Origin of the sequence: Haloarchaeobius amylolyticus (assembly GCF_042678045.1) — an archaeon.
Lineage (GTDB): Archaea > Halobacteriota > Halobacteria > Halobacteriales > Natrialbaceae > Natrinema > Natrinema amylolyticus_A.
Window position 1 is genome coordinate 21,634 of the sequence record NZ_JBHUDI010000008.1, and the last position, 20,884, is coordinate 42,517.

Annotated in this window: 19 protein-coding genes; 11 read left to right on the plus strand and 8 right to left on the minus strand. The window is 61.7% G+C overall.

Annotated features, from left to right (window positions below):
* Positions 1-96 precede the first annotated feature (96 nt).
* Both ACFR99_RS13180 and ACFR99_RS13185 read left to right on the plus strand, forming a co-directional pair.
* Positions 97-453, plus strand: a complete 357-nt coding sequence (locus tag ACFR99_RS13180) for a hypothetical protein (RefSeq protein ID WP_390288091.1) — start codon at positions 97-99, stop codon at positions 451-453.
* Positions 454-644: 191 nt separating this feature from the next.
* Positions 645-2,021: a nicotinate phosphoribosyltransferase gene (locus ACFR99_RS13185; protein ID WP_390288093.1), complete on the plus strand. Its 1,377-nt coding sequence runs from the start codon at positions 645-647 to the stop codon at positions 2,019-2,021.
* A 142-nt stretch (positions 2,022-2,163) separates the two neighbouring features.
* Here ACFR99_RS13185 and ACFR99_RS13190 read toward each other — a convergent pair whose 3' ends face one another.
* The 5 genes from ACFR99_RS13190 to ACFR99_RS13210 form a co-directional block, all read right to left on the minus strand.
* On the minus strand, positions 2,164-2,685 hold the full coding sequence (locus ACFR99_RS13190) for an Lrp/AsnC family transcriptional regulator (protein WP_390288095.1): 522 nt from the start codon (positions 2,683-2,685) through the stop codon (positions 2,164-2,166).
* A gap of 64 nt (positions 2,686-2,749) precedes the next feature.
* Positions 2,750-3,574, minus strand: a complete 825-nt coding sequence (locus ACFR99_RS13195) for a carbon-nitrogen hydrolase family protein (RefSeq protein ID WP_390288097.1) — start codon at positions 3,572-3,574, stop codon at positions 2,750-2,752.
* On the minus strand, positions 3,571-4,368 hold the full coding sequence (locus tag ACFR99_RS13200) for an enoyl-CoA hydratase/isomerase family protein (RefSeq protein ID WP_390288099.1): 798 nt from the start codon (positions 4,366-4,368) through the stop codon (positions 3,571-3,573). Before ACFR99_RS13200 ends, ACFR99_RS13195 begins: the two co-directional genes overlap by 4 nt.
* Positions 4,361-6,553 carry an acetate--CoA ligase family protein gene (locus ACFR99_RS13205; RefSeq protein WP_390288101.1) on the minus strand — a complete coding sequence of 731 codons (2,193 nt, stop codon included), beginning with the start codon at positions 6,551-6,553 and terminating at the stop codon, positions 4,361-4,363. Before ACFR99_RS13205 ends, ACFR99_RS13200 begins: the two co-directional genes overlap by 8 nt.
* A gap of 2 nt (positions 6,554-6,555) precedes the next feature.
* Entirely contained in the window at positions 6,556-7,356 is an 801-nt protein-coding gene (locus tag ACFR99_RS13210) for an enoyl-CoA hydratase/isomerase family protein (RefSeq protein ID WP_390288103.1), read from the minus strand.
* A 142-nt stretch (positions 7,357-7,498) separates the two neighbouring features.
* Between ACFR99_RS13210 and ACFR99_RS13215 the strand changes: the two genes are divergently transcribed.
* From ACFR99_RS13215 to ACFR99_RS13230, 4 genes are read left to right on the plus strand one after another with little or no spacing between them, the layout of a single operon-like run.
* Positions 7,499-8,581 (plus strand): ABC transporter substrate-binding protein, encoded by a 1,083-nt coding sequence (locus ACFR99_RS13215; RefSeq protein ID WP_390288105.1) that lies wholly within the window; start codon positions 7,499-7,501, stop codon positions 8,579-8,581.
* A gap of 5 nt (positions 8,582-8,586) precedes the next feature.
* Entirely contained in the window at positions 8,587-9,630 is a 1,044-nt protein-coding gene (locus ACFR99_RS13220; protein ID WP_390288107.1) for an ABC transporter ATP-binding protein, read from the plus strand.
* Positions 9,627-10,490 (plus strand): ABC transporter permease, encoded by an 864-nt coding sequence (locus ACFR99_RS13225; RefSeq protein ID WP_390288109.1) that lies wholly within the window; start codon positions 9,627-9,629, stop codon positions 10,488-10,490. Before ACFR99_RS13220 ends, ACFR99_RS13225 begins: the two co-directional genes overlap by 4 nt.
* Positions 10,487-11,275, plus strand: a complete 789-nt coding sequence (locus ACFR99_RS13230) for an ABC transporter permease (protein ID WP_390288111.1) — start codon at positions 10,487-10,489, stop codon at positions 11,273-11,275. The genes ACFR99_RS13225 and ACFR99_RS13230 overlap by 4 nt, the downstream gene beginning before the upstream one ends.
* 282 nt (positions 11,276-11,557) lie before the next feature.
* Here the strand turns inward: ACFR99_RS13230 and ACFR99_RS13235 are convergent, their stop codons facing one another.
* The 3 genes from ACFR99_RS13235 to ACFR99_RS13245 form a co-directional block, all read right to left on the minus strand.
* Positions 11,558-12,637: a 2,3-butanediol dehydrogenase gene (locus ACFR99_RS13235; RefSeq protein ID WP_390288113.1), complete on the minus strand. Its 1,080-nt coding sequence runs from the start codon at positions 12,635-12,637 to the stop codon at positions 11,558-11,560.
* Positions 12,638-12,850: 213 nt separating this feature from the next.
* Complete coding sequence (locus ACFR99_RS13240) at positions 12,851-13,429, minus strand: plastocyanin/azurin family copper-binding protein (RefSeq protein WP_390288115.1); 579 nt, start codon at positions 13,427-13,429, stop codon at positions 12,851-12,853.
* Between the two features lie 130 nt (positions 13,430-13,559).
* Complete coding sequence (locus ACFR99_RS13245) at positions 13,560-15,290, minus strand: hypothetical protein (RefSeq protein WP_390288117.1); 1,731 nt, start codon at positions 15,288-15,290, stop codon at positions 13,560-13,562.
* A 288-nt stretch (positions 15,291-15,578) separates the two neighbouring features.
* Between ACFR99_RS13245 and thiE the strand changes: the two genes are divergently transcribed.
* From thiE to ACFR99_RS13270, 5 genes are all read left to right on the plus strand, one after another.
* Entirely contained in the window at positions 15,579-16,232 is a 654-nt protein-coding gene (thiE, locus tag ACFR99_RS13250; protein WP_390288119.1) for a thiamine phosphate synthase, read from the plus strand.
* Positions 16,225-17,058, plus strand: coding sequence for a hydroxyethylthiazole kinase (gene thiM / locus ACFR99_RS13255; RefSeq protein ID WP_390288121.1), 834 nt, complete (start codon positions 16,225-16,227; stop codon positions 17,056-17,058). Before thiE ends, thiM begins: the two co-directional genes overlap by 8 nt.
* Positions 17,059-17,378: 320 nt before the next feature.
* Positions 17,379-18,461, plus strand: a complete 1,083-nt coding sequence (locus ACFR99_RS13260; protein WP_390288123.1) for a rhodanese-like domain-containing protein — start codon at positions 17,379-17,381, stop codon at positions 18,459-18,461.
* Positions 18,462-18,812: 351 nt separating this feature from the next.
* Positions 18,813-19,994, plus strand: coding sequence for an NAD(P)/FAD-dependent oxidoreductase (locus ACFR99_RS13265; RefSeq protein WP_390288125.1), 1,182 nt, complete (start codon positions 18,813-18,815; stop codon positions 19,992-19,994).
* Between the two features lie 3 nt (positions 19,995-19,997).
* Entirely contained in the window at positions 19,998-20,822 is an 825-nt protein-coding gene (locus tag ACFR99_RS13270) for a DUF1641 domain-containing protein (protein ID WP_390288127.1), read from the plus strand.
* Positions 20,823-20,884: the final 62 nt, after the last annotated feature.

The window sequence follows — 20,884 nt, forward strand, 5'->3', positions numbered from 1 at the left end:
GGTTCAACCGAATACAAATAAATAGCCGCCGGACGCGCATGTAGTCTGCACACCCGCAGCTGGGCTATATGCTGCCGGCTGCTATCAGAGACTGTAATGTCCAAAGCAGCAGTTATCATCCTCGCAGGTACTGACGGCCACGCTAACCTCGGCCGTCTCGTAAACGGCCTCGAAACGGCCAAAGAGTTCGCCGAGAACGACGACGATGAAGTGGAACTCATCTTCGACGGTGCCGGGACCCAGTGGATTCCCGAACTCGAAGACGAGAGTAATGATCATCACGACCTCTATCGGGCCGTTCGTGACGATGCGTCGGCCTGCGATTACTGTTCGGGAGCGTTTGGCGTCGACGATGCAGTGAACGACGCCGGTATCGTCCGTCTCGACGATCACGATGGACACCCCAGCGTCCGATCCCTCGTCGACGACGGCTACGAAGTCCTCACATTCTAACCACTCGGTCTCGACGTGCGCTCATCCGGCATCCGGGCTCTGCGTTCGCTGACGGTGCGTTGTGCGTCAGGACCGTCGACGCCGAAGCGCCTCGCACAACCCGGAGACGCGGTCCCGCTGGTAACCGTCTCCCCAGAGACCGAAAACGACAATCCATCTTATTGCTGTTGCTATCGTAGCTCGACAGGGAAATGTCACGAACCGAGTTCGGCTACCTGTCTCCGGAGACTCTCCCCCTGTTCACCGACCTGTACGAGTTGCGGATGATGCAGGCCTACTACAGGCAGGATCACAATCCAACCGCGACGTTCAGTCTCTTTACGCGTAGCCTGCCGTCGAACCGGGGATACATGCTCGCTGCCGGCCTCGAGCAGGCGATCCACTACATCGAAAACGTCTCGTTCGGCGACCGCGCCATCGAGTACCTGACCGAACTGGGGTTCGACGAGGAGTTCCTCGACTATCTCGAGAACTTCGAGTTCACTGGAGCGGTGCGGGCGCTCCCGGAGGGCACTCCCGTGTTCGAAAACGAGCCGCTGCTCGAGGTGACAGCGCCAATCGCGGAGGCCCAGCTGTTCGAGACGGCAGTCATCAATCAGATCGGGTTCCAGACGTTGATCGCGACGAAAGCGGCCCGAATGCGGGACGTAATCGACCGCGACGGGGACGATCAGCGACTCGTCGACTTCGGATCGCGGCGCTCGCACGGCACCGACGCGGGCATCAAGGCGGCACGTGCCGCATACGTCGGCGGGTTCAACGGTACCTCGAACGTCGCCGCAGGCGAGGCGTTCGACGTGCCGGTCTTCGGGACGATGGCCCACTCGTGGGTCCAGAGCTTCGAGCACGAACGCGACTCGTTCGAGACGTTCGTCGACGAGTACGGCGACGAGAGCGTGTTGTTGATCGATACGTACGACACGGTCGCGGGAGCCGAAACCGCACGCGACGTAGCCGACACAAAGGACGTCGAGCTCCGTGGCGTTCGACTCGACTCGGGTGATCTGGCAGCGCTCTCGACGGCGGTCGACGAAGTCGTTCCCGACGTCGACGAGTTCATTTCGTCGGGAATCGACGAGTACGCCATCACGGAGTTCTTCGAACGCGACGGCGTTGCTGCCGGGTTCGGGCCAGGGACTGCACTGGTGACGAGTACCGATTCGCCGAAAGTCGAGGGTGTCTACAAACTCGTGGCAGTCGAACGCGACAGCACGATGGAGCCGACGATGAAGCTCTCGAAGGGAAAAGTGACCTATCCAGGGGCCAAGAGCGTCTGTCGAACCGAGGTAGACGGCGAGTACGCCGGCGACGTCGTCGGGCTCCGCGAAGAAGGCACAGCCCTCCCGGGCGACGAACTACTCGAGACCGTCATCGAGGACGGGGAGCGTGTCGTCGACCTCCCGACTCTCGAGGAGATTCGCGACCGAGCGAGTGCCCTGCGCCGAAAGCTCCCCGTGGAACACCGGGCGATCGACGATCCCGACCCCTACGACGTCCGGATCAGCGACCGGCTCGAAGCCGAGACCGAAGAACTGCGACGGGAACTTGAGGCGCGAATGGACGTCTGACCTCGAGACACGCGGGAGCGATCGCCAGTCCTCGAATCGAGTTCCGACTCTGAACAAGCGACAATAGTATCAATAGATACAATCAGTTCGATCTACACAATAGAAGCAGTAGTTACAATAGTCGCAAGAGGTACAATAGGTCTCAGTCGTTGGCCGGCCCGTGGTGGTCGCCGAAGATCCGTTCGAGGTCCGCATCGTCGTAGTTGACCAGCAGTCGATCCTCGTCTTTGAACGTCCGGAGGACGATGTTCGTCGTCGAGTTGTCCACGCCCTCAGTCTGGATGATCTCTTCCATCAGTTTCTGAAGGTGTTCGTGATCACGGACGCGGGAGAACACGTAGAACGACATCTCGCCGAGCATGAAAAAGACCCGCTGAACGCCGGAGAGCCCGGCGATCTTCTCCGCGACTTCCTCGTATCCGGGGCCGTCGTAGTCGGCGTTGATCTCCGTGATCGCCGTCAGCTCGAGGCCGAGCTGCTGGGGGTCGAGCTGGGTGATTTCCCCCTGGATGATGTCCTTTTCACGGTAGTTCTCCATCCGATAGTAGATCGTGGAGGTGCTGACGTCGAGTTCCTCACTCAGTTCGTCGACGTCGATGTCGCCGTTCTCGTCCAATCGGCGGAGAATCTGGAAGTCGACCTCGTCGAGGGTTACCTGTGGCATCGATTGAGTGTTGGTCATTCGTTCGTTAATAGGTTTGTTTCGTTGCAATCGATCTGGGAAGGTACTAGATCGGTTTCGAGCAGTCGGAGGAACGGCTGCTATCGTACCGTGTCGCGTCGACATCAGTTTCCGGCCGATCCGTCCGCATGGGATTGCGTGCCCGTTCGGCCGCAACCACACCAGGGTCGAGCGTAACCGCGACCTGACCAGCACCGGCTCCCATCTCGACAACCGTCGTCCCGTCGGGTTCGATCATCGTGCTGTGCCCACAGAACGTGGTTCCGGCCTCCGTACCGGCGCGGTTACAGCCGATCACGTACGCACCCTGTTCGACTGCACGCGCGGGCAACAGCGTGTGCCAGTCGCGCTCCATCCGGACCGACCAGGCCGAGATGTTGATCACGATGTCACACTCGGCGCGCGCGAGGGCAGCACTCGCCGCCGGGAAGTTCAGATCGTAGCAGATCTGGATACCGACCCGGCCAAATGGGGCGTCAACGACAGCGTACGAATCGCCAGCCGAATACGCGGTCGCCTCGTCGCCCCAGAGGTGGCGCTTGTCGTAGCGCGCACGCACGTCACCGTCGGCATCGATCCAGACCGCACAGTTGTACACGTCGTCCCCGTCCCGAGCGGGCATTCCGAACAGCACTTCGGTCCCGGCGTCGGCGGCAGCCGCACCTAACACCTCCGTCGTCGGCCCGGGGACAGGCTCTGCCACCTCGAGGACCTCGTCGAAGACGTGGTAGCCGGTCGTCGCGAGTTCGGGAAAGACGACCAGGTCCGCATCAGCGGCGGCGATCGTTTCGGCCATCCGATCGAGCGTTCCGTCGGCGGCCGGTCCCAGGGTGCTCTCGAACTGAACGATGGAGATCGTACACCGCTTCATCGTCCTTCGAACTCCGGTTCTCGGTCGTCCTGGAAGGCGGCGACCGCTTCCGCGTGATCGCGGGTCTGCGAGCAGATCCGCTGTGCCCGCGTGGCGTCGGCGAGCGCGCGGTCGATACCCACGTCGAAGCTCCCGTTGACAAGGCGCTTGCTCTGGGCGAGCGCGATCGGCGGCTGATCGGCCAACTGCGCGGCGAACTCGGCTGCAGCAGTAAGCAGGTCGTCCGCGGCGACCTGTTCACGCGCGAGATCCCACTCGACGATTTCCTCGCCTTCGAGTTTCCGGCCGGTAAAGATGAGTTCCTTCGCGCGTGCCTCGCCGATCAGTCGCGGCAGGAGGAACGCGCCGCCGTCGCCGGGGACGAACCCGACGTCGATGAACGTCTCTCCGATAACGGCCTCGTCGCTGACGATCCGGAAGTCACAGGCCAGTGCCGTATCACAGCCAGCACCGAGCGCGTAGCCATTGACTGCCGCGATGACCGGCGTGTCGATCCCCCGGATAGTCCGGACGACGTTCTGGAACAGACCGAGCCCTGTCTCGTACTCGGCGAACTCCATCTCCGGAGTCAGCGGCATGTCCCTCAGGTCGACGCCGGCACAGAACGCGTCGCCGGCACCCGTCAGGACGATCGCACGGACCTCATCGCGCTCGTCGAGTCGCTCGAACACCTCGACCGCACCCCGAAGCAGCGGTTCGTTGTACGCGTTCATCGCGTCGGGGCGGTCGTAGGTAACGCGAGCGACATGGTCGTCCGGTCGTTCGACTCGCAGTGGCGCGTCGATCTCAATCATCGGTGGTCCCTCCTGATGCGACAAGCTCGCTGTCGACCGGCACGGCTGGATCGGTATCGAGCGTGATCGCGGCATCGACGACCTCGACGCCGTCTTCGGTCGCGAAGACGGGATTCAGGTCCAGTTCGGATACCGACGGATTGTCCTCGACAAATTCGGAGACCGCGACCAGTAGCTCCACGACGGCGTCGTGGTCGACCGGTGGGTTCCCGCGTGCGCCCTCGAGCAACTCCTGGGCGTCGATGTCCGACAGCAGCGATCGGGCGTCGGCTTCGGTAAGCGGCAGCGCCCGGAATGCGACATCTTCCAAGACCTCGACGAAGACACCGCCAAGGCCACACATGACCACGGGGCCGAACTGCTCGTCGTCGACGACACCCACGATGAGTTCGACGCCGGCGTCGGCCATCGGCGACACGAGCACGCCGTCGAGCTGGGCGTCGAGATCATAGTCGCGGGCCGCAGCGAGCAGGTCGTCGTAGGTGTCGCCGGCCTCGTCAGCGTCAACCCCCAGTGCGACGCCACTGGCATCGGACTTGTGGACGATATCGGGCGAGACGATCTTCATCGCGACCGGCCCGTCGAACGCGGCTGCGAGGTCACGCGCTTCGTCCGGGCTCGTCGCCAGTTCGAACGGCGTGATCGGGAGGTTGGCGTCCGAGAGGACGCGCTTGGACTCAAGTTCCGAGAGCTGCGTCCGCCCACGCGAGAGCAGGTCGGTAATCGTCTCAGTCGCATCAGTGTCGCCCGTCAGGAGGAAGTCGCTGCTCTCGTCTGCAGCCGCGACGCGCTCGCCGTACGTGGCCAGGGCCTCGAGGCTCGCAGTCGCGACGTCGAGCGATTCGACGACCGGAACCCCATTCTCACGCAGGACGGCGTGGGGTTCCGTATCGAAGCCTTCGTAGGCACTCTGGACGACCAGCGGCTTGCCGTGTTCGTCGGCGAGGTCAGCCAGATCGTGTGCGGCCTCGATCTCGACCTCGGTGTACTGGTCGGCGAAGCGGATGCCGTACCCGCCGAACAGCCCAGAGAGCACGAGCGCATCCACGTTCGGGTCGGCGATGATGGCCGCCGCACAGTCGACGAACACGGACTGGTCGTCGTCAGTGCCGCCCGCGACGTCGACCGGATTGACGACGCTGGCCGCGTCCGGAAGAACGGCCTTGAGTTTCGCTTGTGTCTCCTCAGTGAGTTGCGGGACGGAGAGTCCTCGCTCGGCGAGGGCGTCGGCCGCGAGCGTCGCGTGCCCACCCCCGTCCGCGAGGATCGCGACGTTGTCCCCGTCGGCGCTGGGCAGCGACGACAGCGCGCTCGCGACCGACAGGAGTTCGTCCGAGCGCTCGACGCTGACGACGCCCGCCTGCTCGAGGACGGCATCGGTCACTGCGGCGTCACCGGCCAGCGACCCGGTGTGGGACGACGCCGAGCGCTTGCCGACGTCCGAGCGGCCGCTTTTCAGGACGGCGATCGGCGTGTCGGTCGTCACCTCGCGCGCTTGCTCGAGGAACGCCCGGCCGTCGCTCATGCCCTCGACATAGCAGACGACCGCGTCCGTTTGGGGATCGGCGTCGAAAAACGACAGGTACTCGTGGAACTGCAGGTCGGCCTCGTTGCCGACGCCGACGTAGTGGCTGAAGCCGACGCCGTCTCGCGTGGCGGCCTCGGTGAACAGCGAGATGGCCATGTTCCCGCTCTGACAGAGCAACGCGAGGTTCCCCTCGGGGACCGTGTCCGCGCCGACGAGGTTTAGCCCCTGGTGGACGTTGATCATCCCGGAAGTGTTCGGACCGACGAGTCTGACGCCGTGTTCGTTCGCGAGGCGAACGATCTCGTCTTCGAGTGCCTGGCCGTCCTCGCCGGCTTCGCCGAAGCCAACGGCGACGACCACCGCACCCGCGAGGTCGGTGTCCGCACAGTCTTCGAGGATCTGGGGGACGATCGGTGCCGGGGTAACAATGAGCGCGAGGTCGACACGGCCGGGAATCGCGGAGACGGTCGGATAGACCTCGAGGCCGCGGATCTCCTCGGCCGAGGGATTGACCGGGTAGATCTCGCCCTCGTACCCACCCTTCTGGAGTGTTTTGATGGCCTGGTAGCCCCGTTTGGTCTCGTCGGTGGACGCGCCGACGATCGCGACCGAATCGGGGTCCATGATGCGGTCGATGTCGGCCGAACGATCCGTCACGGTTAGACCCCCTCGAACGACGGCTCGCGGTCCTCGGCGAACGCGTCGACCCCTTCTTGCCAGTCATCGGTCGCCATGCAGGCCAGCAGCGCTTCTGCCTCGGCCGTCAGCATGTCGTCCCGGGTCGCCTGGCCGACGCGTCCGAACTGTTCTTTGGCGAACTCCATCGGAATCGGAGCGTTGTCGGCAAGCTCCGCGGCCAGCTCGTCAACGGCGTCCTCGAGTTCTGCTTCGGGGTGGGCGCTCGTCACGACACCTTCGTCGGCTGCTTCCGCGCCAGTCAGTGACGCCGCCGAGAGGACGAGTTCCTTCGCACGGGCCTGCCCGACGCGCGCCGCCAGCGTGTACGTGACACCGCCGCCGATGTACGTGCCGATCGAGACCTCCGGGAACCGGATCTCCGCGTCCTCGCCCATGAGTACGAAATCCCCACTCAGCGCGAGTTCCGCGCCTGCGCCGATGGCGTACCCGTGGACCTTCGCGATGACCGGTTGCGGATGGGTCTGGACTGCTTTGGCCGCCTCCTGTGCCTGCCAGACGTACTCACGGCGTTCCTTCTGGGTGCGGTCAGTCTCGTCGTGGTTCTCCATGTCCGCACCCACACAGAAGGCCCGGCCTTCGCCCTCGAGAACGACGACGCGGGCATCTTCATCGGCTGCCCGCTCGAGACCATCGCGGAGCCCCTCGTACAACTCGGGGGTTACTGCATTGAGGCTATCCGGCCGATTCAGGCAGACGCGTGCGACGTCCCCAGTACGTTCATAACGAGTTGGTTCCTCCGTCACTGTGTCTGTGGTAGTCATGGGCAAGTCACTACGTAGACTCATATCAGATACCAACATAAATGTTTGCTTGCTCCTAATTGTAGAGCTTGTATTAGGAATAGTCACAAAGAAGATCCATATATCTGGGAAAGATTATTATAGTGTTGTGTAATAGAAGCTCATGGCAATGACACACAAGGGCACGCCAAATCGACGGGACGTACTGGCAACGGCAGGGATCGGAGCGCTGACTGGACTCGCGGGCTGTACATCGCTGCTCGGTTCCAGTTCGGGAGACCAACTCCGATTCCTCGGGTTCGGCGGTAATACACAGGAGGCACAGATGTCCGTGTTCGAGGGCTGGGATTCGGAGATGGGTGTCGAAGGAACGTCGGCCGGCGGGACGACCGAGATGATCTCGCTGATCAAGCAAAACCCCGGCTCGTTCGACGTCGTCGCGCTCAACGACACCGGGATGGCACGCGCCCAGCAGGAAGACATCCTCGAGCCGATCGATCTCTCGCAAGTCCCGAACTACGAGGAGAACATTAGAGAGTCGGCACGGACGCTGTCGTTCAACATGAACGGCGAGGACACGATGGGCCTCATCCGCGAGAACGGCGCGACGGGTTTTGCATACAATACGGACAAGGTCGACAGCGAACTCACATCGTGGGACGCACTTCTTGACCCTGCATACGACGGAAAGGTCTCGCTTATCGACCGGACGATCGACCGGCTTTCGAACGCGGCGGCCGCAGCGGGGCTCGACGTCAATGACGTCCCGGACGACGAAGAAAAAACAGACACGATGTTCGAACAGGCGCGTGAGGAGAACGGAAACGTCTTCGCCTACTGGGGTGATGGCGCGACGTCGATTCGCTACCTCCGACAGGAGAACGCCTGGATCTGTGAGGCGTGGGGCGGTCGGGTGCTCGCGCTCCAGAACGAGGGCTACGACAACATCGAGTACGTCATCCCCGAGGAGGGTGCGATGGGGTGGTCCGACAACCTCGCGATCGTCAAAGGGTCGGAAAACACGGAGGCAGCCCACGAGTTGCTCAATCACACCTACCAGCGGGAGAACCTCCTAACGCTCTCCGAGGAGATGAACTACACCGTTCAGGTCAAGAACCCGCCGAGCTCGATGCAAGAGCTCCCCGACTACGCGCCCGCGGAGGATCTGGCCTTCCGGGACTGGGATGCGGTGCTGCCGAAAGAGGACGAGTGGACGCAGCGACTCGACAGCATCAAACAGAACTAACTCCAATGCTCGAAGTAGAAAACTTCACGAAGTACTACGACGATCTCTGCGCTGTCGACGACCTCTCCTTTCGAATCGAGGAGGGTGAGTTCGTCACGTTGCTCGGCCCCTCCGGCTGTGGGAAGTCGACGACACTACACGCGATCGCCGGTCTCGTCGAACCGACCGATGGGCGCATCCGCCTTCGCGGGACGGACGTGACGGACCTCCCACCCGAGAAGCGCAACATCGGGATGGCGTTCCAGTCGACGGCGCTGTTTCCCCACATGACCGTCCGGGAGAACATCGCCTACGGGCTGAAAATGCACGGCTACTCGGCGGCCGATGTCGAAGAGCGAGTCGAGGAATCACTCGAGCTCGTCGATATGCCCGACCACGGCGATCACAAGCCAGGCGAACTCTCCGGCGGGCAACAACAGCGCGTCTCACTAGCTCGCTCGCTGGCCTACGAGCCCGATATCCTCCTGCTCGACGAACCCCTTACGGGTCTCGATCGGGTCCTCCGTGAAGAGATGCGCGGCTGGCTCAATCGCATCCAGCGCGAGGTCAACGTCACGACGCTGTACGTCACGCACGATCAGGAGGACGCGCTGTCGATGTCGGACAAGGTTGTCGTCCTCAACGATGGCCAGGCCCAGCAGATCGACAGCCCCGAGCGAATCTACGAGTCTCCGGCCACCCCGTTCGTCGCGGAGTTCGTCGGCAAATCCACGCAGTTCACCGGCACCGTCACCCACGAGGGTGGACAGGCTGTCGTCTATAACGACGCCAAGCGGATCACACTCCCCGACTCGAGCATCGACGACGACCAGTCCGTCTCACTGTACGTCCGTCCGGAAGACATCGAGGTGTGCCTCGAGCCGATGGGGGCCGACAACGAGTTCCGTGCGGCCGTGACCGATATCGCGAACCTCGGAAACCGTGCGGAGGTGTCGGCCGAACTCGAAGACGGATCGACGGCGCTCGCACACACCACACGTTTCCCGGACATCGACGTCGATGACGACGTCTACCTCAGGTTCCCGGCCGAGCGGGTGATCGTCCTATGAGCGTCCAACGAGGGGGACTTGGAAGAGTAACACATCTTATCGGCGAGGGACTCGAGGGACGGATCGCCAATCGCCACCTGGCACTGTTCGGGCTCGGATTCGTCGGCCTGTTCTTCGTCCTGCCGATCCTGCTGTTGATCCCAGAGAGTCTGAACCTCGGCTCGTCGACGCCGTTCGAATCCTATCGGCGTGTGACGAACGGCATTTACGTGGACGCGTTCGTCCGGTCGTTCCTCTACGGGTTCGTCACGACCGCTGTCACGCTCGCGTTGGCGTACATGCTGTCGTACTTCCTCGCGTTCAGCACCGAGCGCGCCCGCGCAGCGATGATTCTCATCATCGTTCCGCTGTGGATCGCGTACATCGTTCGGTACTTCGGCATCCTGTTGTTCCTGTCACCGGCCGGTCCGCTGGCCGACTTGACCGGGTTCGAAACGGATCTGCTGTTTACCACGCCGGCCGTCATCATCGGCCTCGCGAACGTCTACCTGCCGTTCGCCGTGTTGCCGATCTACAACTCGTTGAACGCCATCGACGAGGAACTGGTCAACGCCTCGCGCGTCCTCGGCGCCGGAAAGTGGCGAACCATCGCCAGAGTTATTTTCCCGCTGAGTCTGCCGGGACTGGTCGCCGCTGGGCTCATCGTGTTCATCCTCGCGGCCGGATCGTTCCTCGGTCCGGCTGTGCTGGGTGGGCCGAATCAGACCATGATCGCGAACGTCATCGCCCAGGCGTTCCTGGAGAACTTCAACATCCAGTTCGCCTCGGCACTGGCGATCGCGTACACGGTCTTGCTCGTCGGGCTCTTGATCATGTTCAACATGCTGTTCGACCTCCAGGAGGTGCTCGGGAATATATGAGCACGAGCACGTCGGAGCGCGTCCAAGGGCTCACGTTCCGCGCGCTCATCGCGGTCGTATTCGCCTTCCTCCTGTTGCCGGTCCTGATCGTGGTTCTGACATCGTTTACACCACAGAACTTTCCGACGATTCCACAGGAGGGCATCTCGTTCACGTGGTACACGGAACTGCTGGCCGACCAGCGACTGCTCAACGCGCTTACGGTGAGCCTGGTCGTCGCGACGGTGTCGGCGATCCTCTCGGCGATCATCGGGACGATCGCCGCCATTGGCTTCGTCCGCGGAGAGTTCCCCTACAAGGAACAGATCTCGACGATCATGCTCCTCCCGATGATCATCTCGCCCGTCATCACGGGGATCGCGCTCGTCCGCTACTTCAGTACCATCCAGCTGCCGTCGGGCTTTCCGGCGCTCATCCTTGGACACACGGTGCTCTCGCTTCCATACGTCTTCTTGCTGGTGCGTTCGGAACTGCTCACCTACGACCGGGACCTCGAGCGTGCCTCGCGCGTCCTCGGTGCCGACCCTGTGACGACGTTCCGGCACGTGACCGGTCCCATCATCTCGCCAGCGATCCTCGCTGGCGCGTTCATCGCGTTCGTCGTCTCGTTCGGCGAGTTCACCGCGACGCAGTTTCTCATCTCGCCGGGTACCAGCACCGTTCCGGTCGTCATCTACACGATGCTTCGGACCGGGCTGACCCCGACGATCAACGCACTCTCGGTCGTGCTCATCGTCGTCATGCTCGTCCTCGCGCTTGCCAGTCGAAAGATTTCCTCTGCCTGATATTTTCCACACGGATAAAGCCGGTGGGCTTTCGCCTCGCTACCACTGTGATTCGTATCCTCTTGCCAATAAGACAGCTGCGATCGGTGAGATAGCTATTCGACCACGAGAGCGGGACGTCTCACACGAAAGCATGAGTCGGACCAGATCCCAGAGAATATATCACGTGCGGTACGGGAAGCCTCGCCGTTATCGGACTTTGTCCGACTGTCTGAGGGATCTCCGAACCCTCTCTGTTTACCACGAGCAAGGCGAATGTCTCGGCCGAATCCCCGAAGCGATTCAGGTCATATCGGGTTTGACGAGGATTTTGACGTGGTCGCTCTCGGGATCGATGAGTCGGTCGAACCCATTGGCGACGATCTCATCGAGACCGATTCGATCGGTGATGAACGGTTCCGGGTCGAGGCGACCGTCAGCAAGCATCTCGATCACCATTCCGTACTCTTCGTCAGACCGCGGGCCGCCGAGATAGGCGAGTGTCCCAGTTACGGTCCGTTCGCCGAGGACGAGGGTATTCGGATGCGTGCTCACCTCCTCCTCCCAGATGCTCACAATGGTTGTACTGCCGCCCGGCGCCGTGCTCTCGACGGCCGCGTTGAACGAGGGTTCGACGCCTGCGACCTCGAACGTGACGTCGGCGCCGCCATCCGTCTGTGACTGGATGTACTCGACGGGGTCGGTCGTCGACGGGTCGATGAGTTCCGCAGCACCGCAGTCCGCTGCACGTTCGCGCCTGGCGTCGCGCGGTTCGGAGACGAAAATAGTTCCCGCGCCAGCCACGCGAGCACACTGGATTACCGCCAGGCCGATGGGTCCACTCCCGAACACTGCGACAGCGTCGCCGGCCTGGAGTCCGGATCGACGCACCGCGTGCAGTCCGACGCTCAGCGGTTCGACCAGTGCGCCGTGTTCCACTGGGACGTCTTCCCCGAGCGGGACGGCGTGCTCTGCATCAATGACTGCGCTCTCGGCGAACCCACCGCTCCCGCCGGAGAGTCCGATGAACCCGACCGAATCACAGATGTGGTAGTTCCCCTCCCGGCACTGTCGGCACTCCCCACAGTAGAGGATGGGGTTGACTGCGACGGCGTCACCGACAGCCAGGTCCGTCACGGACTCGCCGACCTCCGCGATGGTGCCACTGTACTCGTGACCCATCCTGATCGGTGCTGTCTCCCCAGATACGGGATGGGGGTCGTCTTCCGGGACGAAAATCGGGCCGGCGGTGTATTCGTGGAGATCAGACCCACAGATACCGCAGGAATCGATGTCGATTCGGACCTCGTCTGCTTCGACTCCTCCCTCTTCTACCTCCTCGACACGGATGTCCTTCTGGCCGTGGTATGTTGCTGCTTGCATAGCGATCTATAATAGTCGTCCATTATAATTAACCTCTATTCTCCCCGGTTGATAGTTCGTCCTCCCCATTGACCTCCCCCACGGCAAGAAGGTCGTGGAATTCCGAATCAAGCGAAGGTTTGAATCCGCGCGAAGGTAATCGGACCGAGAGGAGAGAACCGCTATCGATCGCCGAGGGAGTGCGGGTCGGTACGAAACTGGTGGCAGAAACGACTACACGTTCGACTTCCAATCGTCCCACGCGATTGATCCCTCGTCGACGATTCGCGACGAGTCAGGCAACGGAAGGTCTTGATTGTCGGATTCTTCGGCCGGACCGCCAGGTTCGCCGACGACGATCCGCCCGACCATTCCAACCATCTTGTGTGGAATACAGTAGTAGTCGTGGGTGCCTTCCGTCTCGAACGTAACGTTATGGAGCGTGTCGGTTTCTTCGACGACTGTCGTATCCCAGGCCGGTGCGTCCTCCGGAATACGGCGGTTCAGGGCGTTCTCATTGTCAGGATGGTAAGCGGTCGCCGAGTGGGCACCGCTTACCAGTTCGAACGAGACGGTCTCACCCGGTTCGACATGGAGCCCAACCGGGTCGTAGTACAGGTCCGTGTACATCCCCACGGTGTAGTCTCCGGGCTCGTCGGATCCTGTATCGCTCGAGGAGTTCGTCTCGTTAGAGTCGGGATCCTCGGTATCATTGGACGGAGCGCTCTCGCCAGTGTTCGTACAACCGGCGAGACCGATCGTCGTCGATGCAATAGCCAGCCGTTTGAGTGCAGTTCGTCTGGTCGGTTTCATGTTTTGGCGTGATATCGGTAGTCGACAGTGCGTTTTGCCTTACGACTCGACGGAGCGTTATCGCGAAGTGGTGAACGTGACATTGATACAGTCCAAGGTCGGCCGAGGGAGATTTTACAGACCGTATTACTCAGTAATTTTCGGCCTGCATCGTGAACCGGAATGCGAAGGGTTCGGTCGTCGCGTGAGTCCCCTCACCCGTGTCGCGCGAGGAATACATCCGGAGGTAGACGCGCTCTCCATCGAGTGACCGATCTTGCAGGTAGTTCTCAGGATCCAGGTACTGTTTGTCCTCGATCATCTCGCCTGTAACGCCCTCGAGCGTCTGGTCGTATTCAATGGTTTCCGGGTCGTACTGGAGCGCGTAGTTTTGCTGTCCTGGTCTGGAGATGACCAGTTGTTCGGGACCGTCTGCGCTCTCCACACGCAGCCGTTCGATGTCACCGCGGTCGAATCGTGACTCCGACGACACCGTACTCCAGCCCGACCCATCGTCGACGCTGACAGTCGCGGCGTCATATGCCGGTTCGACGGCGAAGTGGAACGTGTACTTCGGATACCCGTTGGTCGTCCGGAAGCCGGTCGTGGGGTGGCGCGAGGTGACATCGACAGTCCCGTCCTCGTGGAAGTTCCAGTCGATCAAGTAGCGATACGGTGCCCAGTTCTGTCCGAACCGCCACTCCCAGTGGTCGAGCGAGCCGGTGTGGTAAGAGCCGCGGATCCGGAAGCCGTCGCTCAGATCGTGTTTCTCGATGACGCCAGGGCCGGTGAAGCCGAGCGTGTCCCAGAAATGCCAGTTGCGGCGCCCAGAGGGAGCGCCCGGCCCTGCCATACCGAATGGCTCGTAGTCGCTCAGCATCCAGGGGACTTTGGACTCGTCGCCGAACACAGGCTTCCCGTTGTAACTTGCCTCGACGCGGTAAGCGTCGTGGAGGGTATTCTCCCAGGAAATCGTCCAGTTGTTCTGCTCGATGGTTTGAGATGGACGGCGAATCTCCCAGTCGGTATCGTCCATCTCACCCGGTACCTCGATCGCTCCTTCCTGATAGTCACCGGGATCGTTACCATCGACTTCGGAGACGATTCCCGAGAGTGGGTCAGGCGACTCCTGTGCCGGCTGATAGATGTCGAGAACCTCGTTTTCCGTTGCGACGTCGTTGAGCGTCGTCGTTGTCACGGCGGCGCCAATGGCTCGCCTGTCATCTCCCTTGTCGTTCCAGTTGAAGATGACTGGTGTTACCACGCCAATGGGATACTCTTCAGAGTAGGCCGTGATAATGGAGTAGTCCGCCGCAAGGACATACCAGTCTTTGTCCTCAAGTACACTCGAGATCGTATCGTTCTCGAGTGCTGCAGTTACTGTGTTGGTATTGAGTTCCTCGTTCGATCTCTCGATAACGTGTGCCTCTCGCGTCTGGATGTCGAGTTGCACCAGCTGATCGTTCTCGCGATCAACCAGCGCGCGGATCTGCTTGATGTCGCTGAACTCGAGTTCCTGTGTCTCATCCTCGTAGCTTCCCGAGACCGTCATCTCGTGGGGTGCCAGTATTTCGACGAAATCGTACTCGCTAAAGATGCGGTGGTAAGCCGTTGAGGAGACGGCATCGGACACCAGCTGTCCGGCTTCCTCGACCGCGAGTACTTTCTCGAGTGCAGCCAGCTTTCGTTCCTCAACGAGTGCATCGAAGTCGTCTGCCTCTCGAGGAGCCAGATACGTCAGATCGTCGGCCGACAGCAGGTCGGCGTCACTTGACTGGCCGCTACAGCCTGCTACTCCGATGGCCGCACCGACGCCGAGTGTCTGCAAGAACGCCCGACGTCGGGACGACACCGAAGAAAGTGATTCGTTATCATCTGACATTGAAATACGATAGCGATCCACACTATATGGCCATATATACATTTCGGTGGTTTAGACTGTCTTATTCAGATATGAATTAAACCGCGAGATATCTCGTTATCTGATAATAATAGCTGTGAATCTTTACCGCCGCAACCGCCGGCCGCCGTGCGGGTGCGCCGGGAAACAGTAACAACAAACCGTATGAAAGCGAGTAGCGTCCGTCCCGGTCGGTGATTCCCGCTTGACCGTTGCCACTCGAGCCTTCGAATCAAAGCGTCTTAGTTGTACCACTCGATGGTATCGTCTATGAATCCAGAGAACTGGCGAACGTACCTGGTAACGCAGGAATCGGTCTCCAGGGGGAAACGTACCGTCGAAGTGGTCTCGGCCGCGATCGACGGTGGCGTCGACGTCGTTCAGCTCCGGGAGAAAGATACTGACGCCCGCTGGCGCTACGAACTCGGTCGTGAGTTGCGTGAGCGCACTGCCGAGGCGGGCGTTGCCCTGCTCGTCAACGACAGGGTCGATATCGCACAGGCGATCGACGCCGACGGCGTCCACCTCGGCCAGTCCGATCTTCCCGTCGCAGTCGCCCGCGAACTGCTCGGACCCGAGGCCGTCATCGGCTGTTCGACTTCGACGGTCGAGGAGGCCATCGAGGCCGAAGCGGCTGGCGCGGACTATCTCGGCGTTGGTGCCATCTACGGTACTGACTCGAAAAAAGACGTTCCCGAGGAGAAAAACGGAACCGGCCTCGAGCTCGTCTCCGAGATCGCCGCAGCCGTCTCGATTCCCGTCATCGGGATCGGCGGCGTCACCGCTTCGAACGCGCCACCGGTCCTCGAAGCAGGCGCGACCGGCGTCGCCGTGATCAGCGAGATCAGCGCAGCAGATGATCCGGAAACCGCAGCGGGAGAGTTAGACGCCGCCGTCTCCGAGGGGGTGGGCAGCGATGACTGACGAGATCGAAGTCACCGGCGAGGCGCTGGCGGACTCGCTCACGGCGATCCGTGACCGCGAGCCCCTGGTCCAGCAGTTGACGAACGAGGTGACGAAAAACGATCTGGCGAACGTCACCCTCAGTTGGGGCGCGTTACCGGTGATGGCGGATGCGCCCGGCGAAGCACCCGAGATGGCCGAACTCGCGGGTGCGATACTGCTCAACACCGGCCGAATGACCGACTCGAACATCGAGGCGTTACACGCCGCGGGTCGAGCAGCCAACGAGTTGGCTGTCCCAGTCGTCCTCGACCCAGTCGGTGCAGGGACGACGCCGACCCGAGAGGAGGTCCACACGAGTTTACTCGAGGAGGTCGAGTTCGACGTTATCAAGGGTAACTACGGAGAAATAACACATCTGGCGGGGGCGAAGGCCGAAGTGAAAGGCGTCGAGTCCGTCGGCGAGTACGAGGAAATTACGGAGTCGGCGCAGGCGCTTGCGGCGACGACCGGCGCTGCGGTCGTCGCCTCGGGTGACGAAGACGTCGTCGCCGGACCCGACCGGATCTATCGCGTACGCGCCGGTGACGAGATGCTCTCGAGGGTCGTCGGGACGGGCTGTATGCTCGGGGCAACCCTCGCGGCTTTCTCCGGCAGTCTCGAGAACGGCCTTCTCGCTGCCTTACACGGGACCCTCGCCTACGGACTCGCTGGCGAGCGTGCGACAGATCTCGAGTACAACGGACCGGCCAGTTACCGGGTGAATTTCCTCGACAGTATCGCCGGCCTCACCCCGGAAGTCGCGGCGGAACTCGAGCCGACAGACCGGATCGAGCGCGTTCGGTGAGCAGTCGACCGTGTCCCCATACGGATCTAGGACACTGAATAAACTTCACGTCGGTGGCTGTTCGCTCGTCGTCGCCTCAAACACGACTCGAGCGTGCGAAAGCGATTGCCGGACCAGCCGGAACAAATCCTGACGACGAGGTACTCGAGCGATGACGACGGATGAACGGTCATACTCCGGATTTGAAGGTGAGATAGTATTACCACCCAGTTCAGTCGCCCTTATTGTCGATACCCTGTTAATATTGATCCTCCCCCCTCGAATTTGGTTTGTTAACTGTTAACCCAGTTCAGAACGTAGCGTTACTGACGACAACTGCCATGGCTGAAGAATGGATCGAGGAGGCGTTATCGGACCTCCCGCCGAGTGCGGACCTCGTCTACAAGGTCCTCGAGTACAACGGACGCCTGTCACAGAAGCGGCTTGTCGAGGAGACCAGACTCTCGTCGCGGACGCTGCACTATGCCATCAGACAACTGGAGGACGCCGGCCTCATCGAGTCCCACCCGGCCCATTACGATGCCAGACAGACCTGCTACACCCTCGTCAGGGACTCGGGGTGCTCGAGGTACTCACGTGACGCCCTCGTCAATCCGGACTGGGTTCGCGAGCAGCTCTCGTCGTTCCAGCAAGACGATCCGTCCGCACGACTCGTCTACGTTGGGGCGGACGACTCCAGCAGTGCGTTCATCCCAGGATCGATTGTCCTGGACCCGGAGTCGGACCTGCTCGATCCCAACCGCCAGCGGCTTCCCGACCGGAAGACGCTCGAAGAACTGCTCGGCAGTCGCGGTACGGCCGAGGACACCAGCCTCGTTCTCTACGACGATGGGGAGGGCTATCACGCCGCCTACGTGTACTGGCTCCTTGCCTACTACGGACATCGCGACCAGCGACTGCTCGACGGCGGCCTCGAGCACTGGATCACAAAAGGATGTCCCACGACCGACGTTGCAGGTTCGTTTCCCGCGGCTGAGTACACCGCCAGTGGACCGTTCGATCACGTGCGTGCGTACCGCGACGACGTCGTCCGCGCAATCGCCCAAGATACTGTGCTGCTCGATGTCCGAAAGTCGTCCGAATACCACGGTGAGTTCGACGACGGAAATGATCTGTCGGCGTCGACGCCCATCCAGGGACACGTCCCTGGGGCCACCAACATCCCGTTGGACCGACTGTTCGACGGCCCCCGGTTCGCTCCCAGAAGCGGTGTTGAGGACGTTTTGGCCGCCGCCGACGTCACTCGAGACCGAAAGATCATCGTGTACTGCGGCGTGGGAGCACGCTCGGCGCTCGCGTGGTTCGTTCTCTCGGAACTGCTGGGGTACCCCGAAGTGATGAACTACGACGGCTCCTGGACCGAGTGGGGAAGCCTCGTGGATGTCCCCGTGGAAACGGAGTGAGCGTTCTGTCCGGACTTTACTGTCGACGAAGGACGCGAGCGCTTCTGGCCTCCCTCAACTCATAGAATTGGGCGTCGGTTCGCCCCGACTATAGTAGCCACTGAAAGTCACTGCACATCTGATCGCACGGCTGAGTTGTAATCAGTGTGTAAATCGTTTCAGTGGCTACTATAGAGGCGGTGTCCGCGTTCGCCGATGACATTGCCACCACTCGAAACGAGCATCACTCCGGAACCATTCCAGATCGAAATCAGCAATTGTTGCGGCAATCGTGCCACGGATCGGGTCAGTTCCGGTAATTACTCCCATCGCCATCTTTGTGACATTGCTTCACTTGACCATAGAGAGGGAATGACACACATAGCAATTCTCGGCGCTGGAGCAGGCGGCGCGATGACTGCCAACATCCTGCGTCGGAAACTCGACCGAAACGAGGCGACGATCACCCTCGTCGACAAGAGTGTAGAACACTTCTATCAGCCGTCGTTCTACCTCGTCCCGTTCGGCTATCTGGAGCCGGACCAGTCTCGGGACGTCCGCGACCTCGTCCACAGCGACGTCGAGTTCGTCCACGACGCGGTAACGGGTGTCAACCCCGACGACCAAGTCGTGCACCTCGAAGAGGCTGACGAGGATCTGCCCTACGACTACCTGGTGGTGGCCACGGGCCACCGGCTCGCCCCGGAGACGACCCCAGGGATGGTCGAGGGCTGGGAGGAGACCGACACGGTGTACCCGTTCTACCACTACGAGGCGGCCCTCGAGATGCGTGAGGGACTCCAGAACTTCGACGGCGGCACCTTCGTCGTCACGATCCCGGATACACCGTTCAAGTGTCCGGGTGCGCCGCTGAAGATGGCGATGCTCGCCGAGGACTACGCCCGGCGACAGGGGTTCCGCGACGACGCCGAGTTCATCATGACCCGGAACGCAGACCACCACTTCGGCGTCCAGCCCTATCGGGACAAACTCTACGAGATCTGGAACGAACGCGACATTGAGTTCAAGGCTAACACGTCGGTCACCGAGATCGACCCGGACGCGCAGGTCATCCACACGGACAACGGCCAGATCGAGTACGACTTCTGCGCACCCGTCTCGCCGCAGTACGGTCAGCAAGCCATCACCGACAACTCGCCACTGACCGAGGGTGACGACGAACACGACGGCGAGTACGTCACGGTCGACAAGCACACCCTGCAACACGACGAGTACGATACCGTCTTCGCGCTGGGTGACTGCGAGAACGCACCGCACTCCAAGACTGCAGCAGCCGCCCGCAAGGAGTCCCACGTCGTAGCAGAGAACGTCGTCCGCGCGATGAACGGCCGAGAGCTCAAGCCGGGATACGACGGCTACGCCGCATGTCCCCTGCTGACCCAGAAAGGCAAGGCGATGATAGCAGAGTTCGACTACGAGGAAAGCATCTCCGCGCCCGTCGAGACCCGCTCCAACTGGATCATGGACGTCAACGTCCTGCCGTCGGTGTATTGGGATCTCTGGATGCGTGGCTACGACCCGCTCCCGGTGTAACCCATGAGCAAGACAGACACGAGTGGCGCGGCCGAAGCGGCTCTCAGCGACGAGGAGGTGGCGGAACTCGCCGCGACACTCAACGAGAACGCCGACGAACTGCGAGAATTGCTCGAGTTGCTGAGCGCGCTCCACGAGACGGCAGCGGACCTCGCTCCCGAGATGCGGACAGCTGTCCGGGAGAACCGCGAGCCGCTCCGTGAGTTGCGGATGGCCTTCGAGCGCGAGGAGACCGTCGTTCTCCTCCGGCAACTCGGCGAACACTCCGAGGACCTGACCGAACTGCTCGGCCTGCTGGATGCCACCGAAGGGCTGGCCTCGGATCTGGCACCGGAACTCCGTCTCGCCGTCCGCGAGAACCGTGACGTTCTCAGCCGACTCCGAATGGCCGTCGAGAGCGAAGACATGGTCGTCCTCATCGAGCGACTGGGCGAGAACGCGGACGTACTCGCCGAGACACTCGATTTGCTGGATGCGACGGAGGGACTGGTCGAAGACCTCATTCCGGAACTCCAGGACGCCAGCGGCGACATGCGGCCGATGATCCGACAATCCCGCCTCGTCGCGGCCGGATTAGTCGACGCGACTGCCGAGTACGACATCGATCCATACGAACTCGGACAGAACCTGGGACACATGATGTGGCTCACACAGCGGATCGGCGATCCCCAGGTCCTCAAGACGCTCGATGCTGGCCTGGGCGCATTCGCCGAGGAGGAGCCCAAAGAGATGGGGATCCTGGGATTGCTCGGCGCGCTCCGAAATCGGAACGTCCGGCGTGGCATCGGCCGTATCGTCGATTTCCTCCGACGGGTGGGGGCGCGATGACGACCCCCTCTCTCGCGGCGACATGTCGTCTCAGCCGAGAGTGCGCCTCACCCAGCCCGCAG

What these genes read in the sequence shown, in the direction of transcription:
- ACFR99_RS13235 (WP_390288113.1), bottom strand. Translation starts at nt 12,637, where the DNA reads ATGCAAGCAGCAACATACCACGGCCAGAAGGACATCCGTGTCGAGGAG.
- ACFR99_RS13260 (WP_390288123.1), top strand. Translation starts at nt 17,379, where the DNA reads ATGGCTGAAGAATGGATCGAGGAGGCGTTATCGGACCTCCCGCCGAGT.
- ACFR99_RS13200 (WP_390288099.1), bottom strand. Translation starts at nt 4,368, where the DNA reads ATGATTGAGATCGACGCGCCACTGCGAGTCGAACGACCGGACGACCAT.
- ACFR99_RS13225 (WP_390288109.1), top strand. Translation starts at nt 9,627, where the DNA reads ATGAGCGTCCAACGAGGGGGACTTGGAAGAGTAACACATCTTATCGGC.
- ACFR99_RS13240 (WP_390288115.1), bottom strand. Translation starts at nt 13,429, where the DNA reads ATGAAACCGACCAGACGAACTGCACTCAAACGGCTGGCTATTGCATCG.
- ACFR99_RS13215 (WP_390288105.1), top strand. Translation starts at nt 7,499, where the DNA reads ATGGCAATGACACACAAGGGCACGCCAAATCGACGGGACGTACTGGCA.
- ACFR99_RS13220 (WP_390288107.1), top strand. Translation starts at nt 8,587, where the DNA reads ATGCTCGAAGTAGAAAACTTCACGAAGTACTACGACGATCTCTGCGCT.
- thiM (WP_390288121.1), top strand. Translation starts at nt 16,225, where the DNA reads ATGACTGACGAGATCGAAGTCACCGGCGAGGCGCTGGCGGACTCGCTC.
- ACFR99_RS13180 (WP_390288091.1), top strand. Translation starts at nt 97, where the DNA reads ATGTCCAAAGCAGCAGTTATCATCCTCGCAGGTACTGACGGCCACGCT.
- ACFR99_RS13185 (WP_390288093.1), top strand. Translation starts at nt 645, where the DNA reads ATGTCACGAACCGAGTTCGGCTACCTGTCTCCGGAGACTCTCCCCCTG.
- ACFR99_RS13270 (WP_390288127.1), top strand. Translation starts at nt 19,998, where the DNA reads ATGAGCAAGACAGACACGAGTGGCGCGGCCGAAGCGGCTCTCAGCGAC.
- ACFR99_RS13210 (WP_390288103.1), bottom strand. Translation starts at nt 7,356, where the DNA reads ATGACTACCACAGACACAGTGACGGAGGAACCAACTCGTTATGAACGT.
- ACFR99_RS13230 (WP_390288111.1), top strand. Translation starts at nt 10,487, where the DNA reads ATGAGCACGAGCACGTCGGAGCGCGTCCAAGGGCTCACGTTCCGCGCG.
- ACFR99_RS13195 (WP_390288097.1), bottom strand. Translation starts at nt 3,574, where the DNA reads ATGAAGCGGTGTACGATCTCCATCGTTCAGTTCGAGAGCACCCTGGGA.
- ACFR99_RS13245 (WP_390288117.1), bottom strand. Translation starts at nt 15,290, where the DNA reads ATGTCAGATGATAACGAATCACTTTCTTCGGTGTCGTCCCGACGTCGG.
- ACFR99_RS13190 (WP_390288095.1), bottom strand. Translation starts at nt 2,685, where the DNA reads ATGCCACAGGTAACCCTCGACGAGGTCGACTTCCAGATTCTCCGCCGA.
- thiE (WP_390288119.1), top strand. Translation starts at nt 15,579, where the DNA reads ATGAATCCAGAGAACTGGCGAACGTACCTGGTAACGCAGGAATCGGTC.
- ACFR99_RS13265 (WP_390288125.1), top strand. Translation starts at nt 18,813, where the DNA reads ATGACACACATAGCAATTCTCGGCGCTGGAGCAGGCGGCGCGATGACT.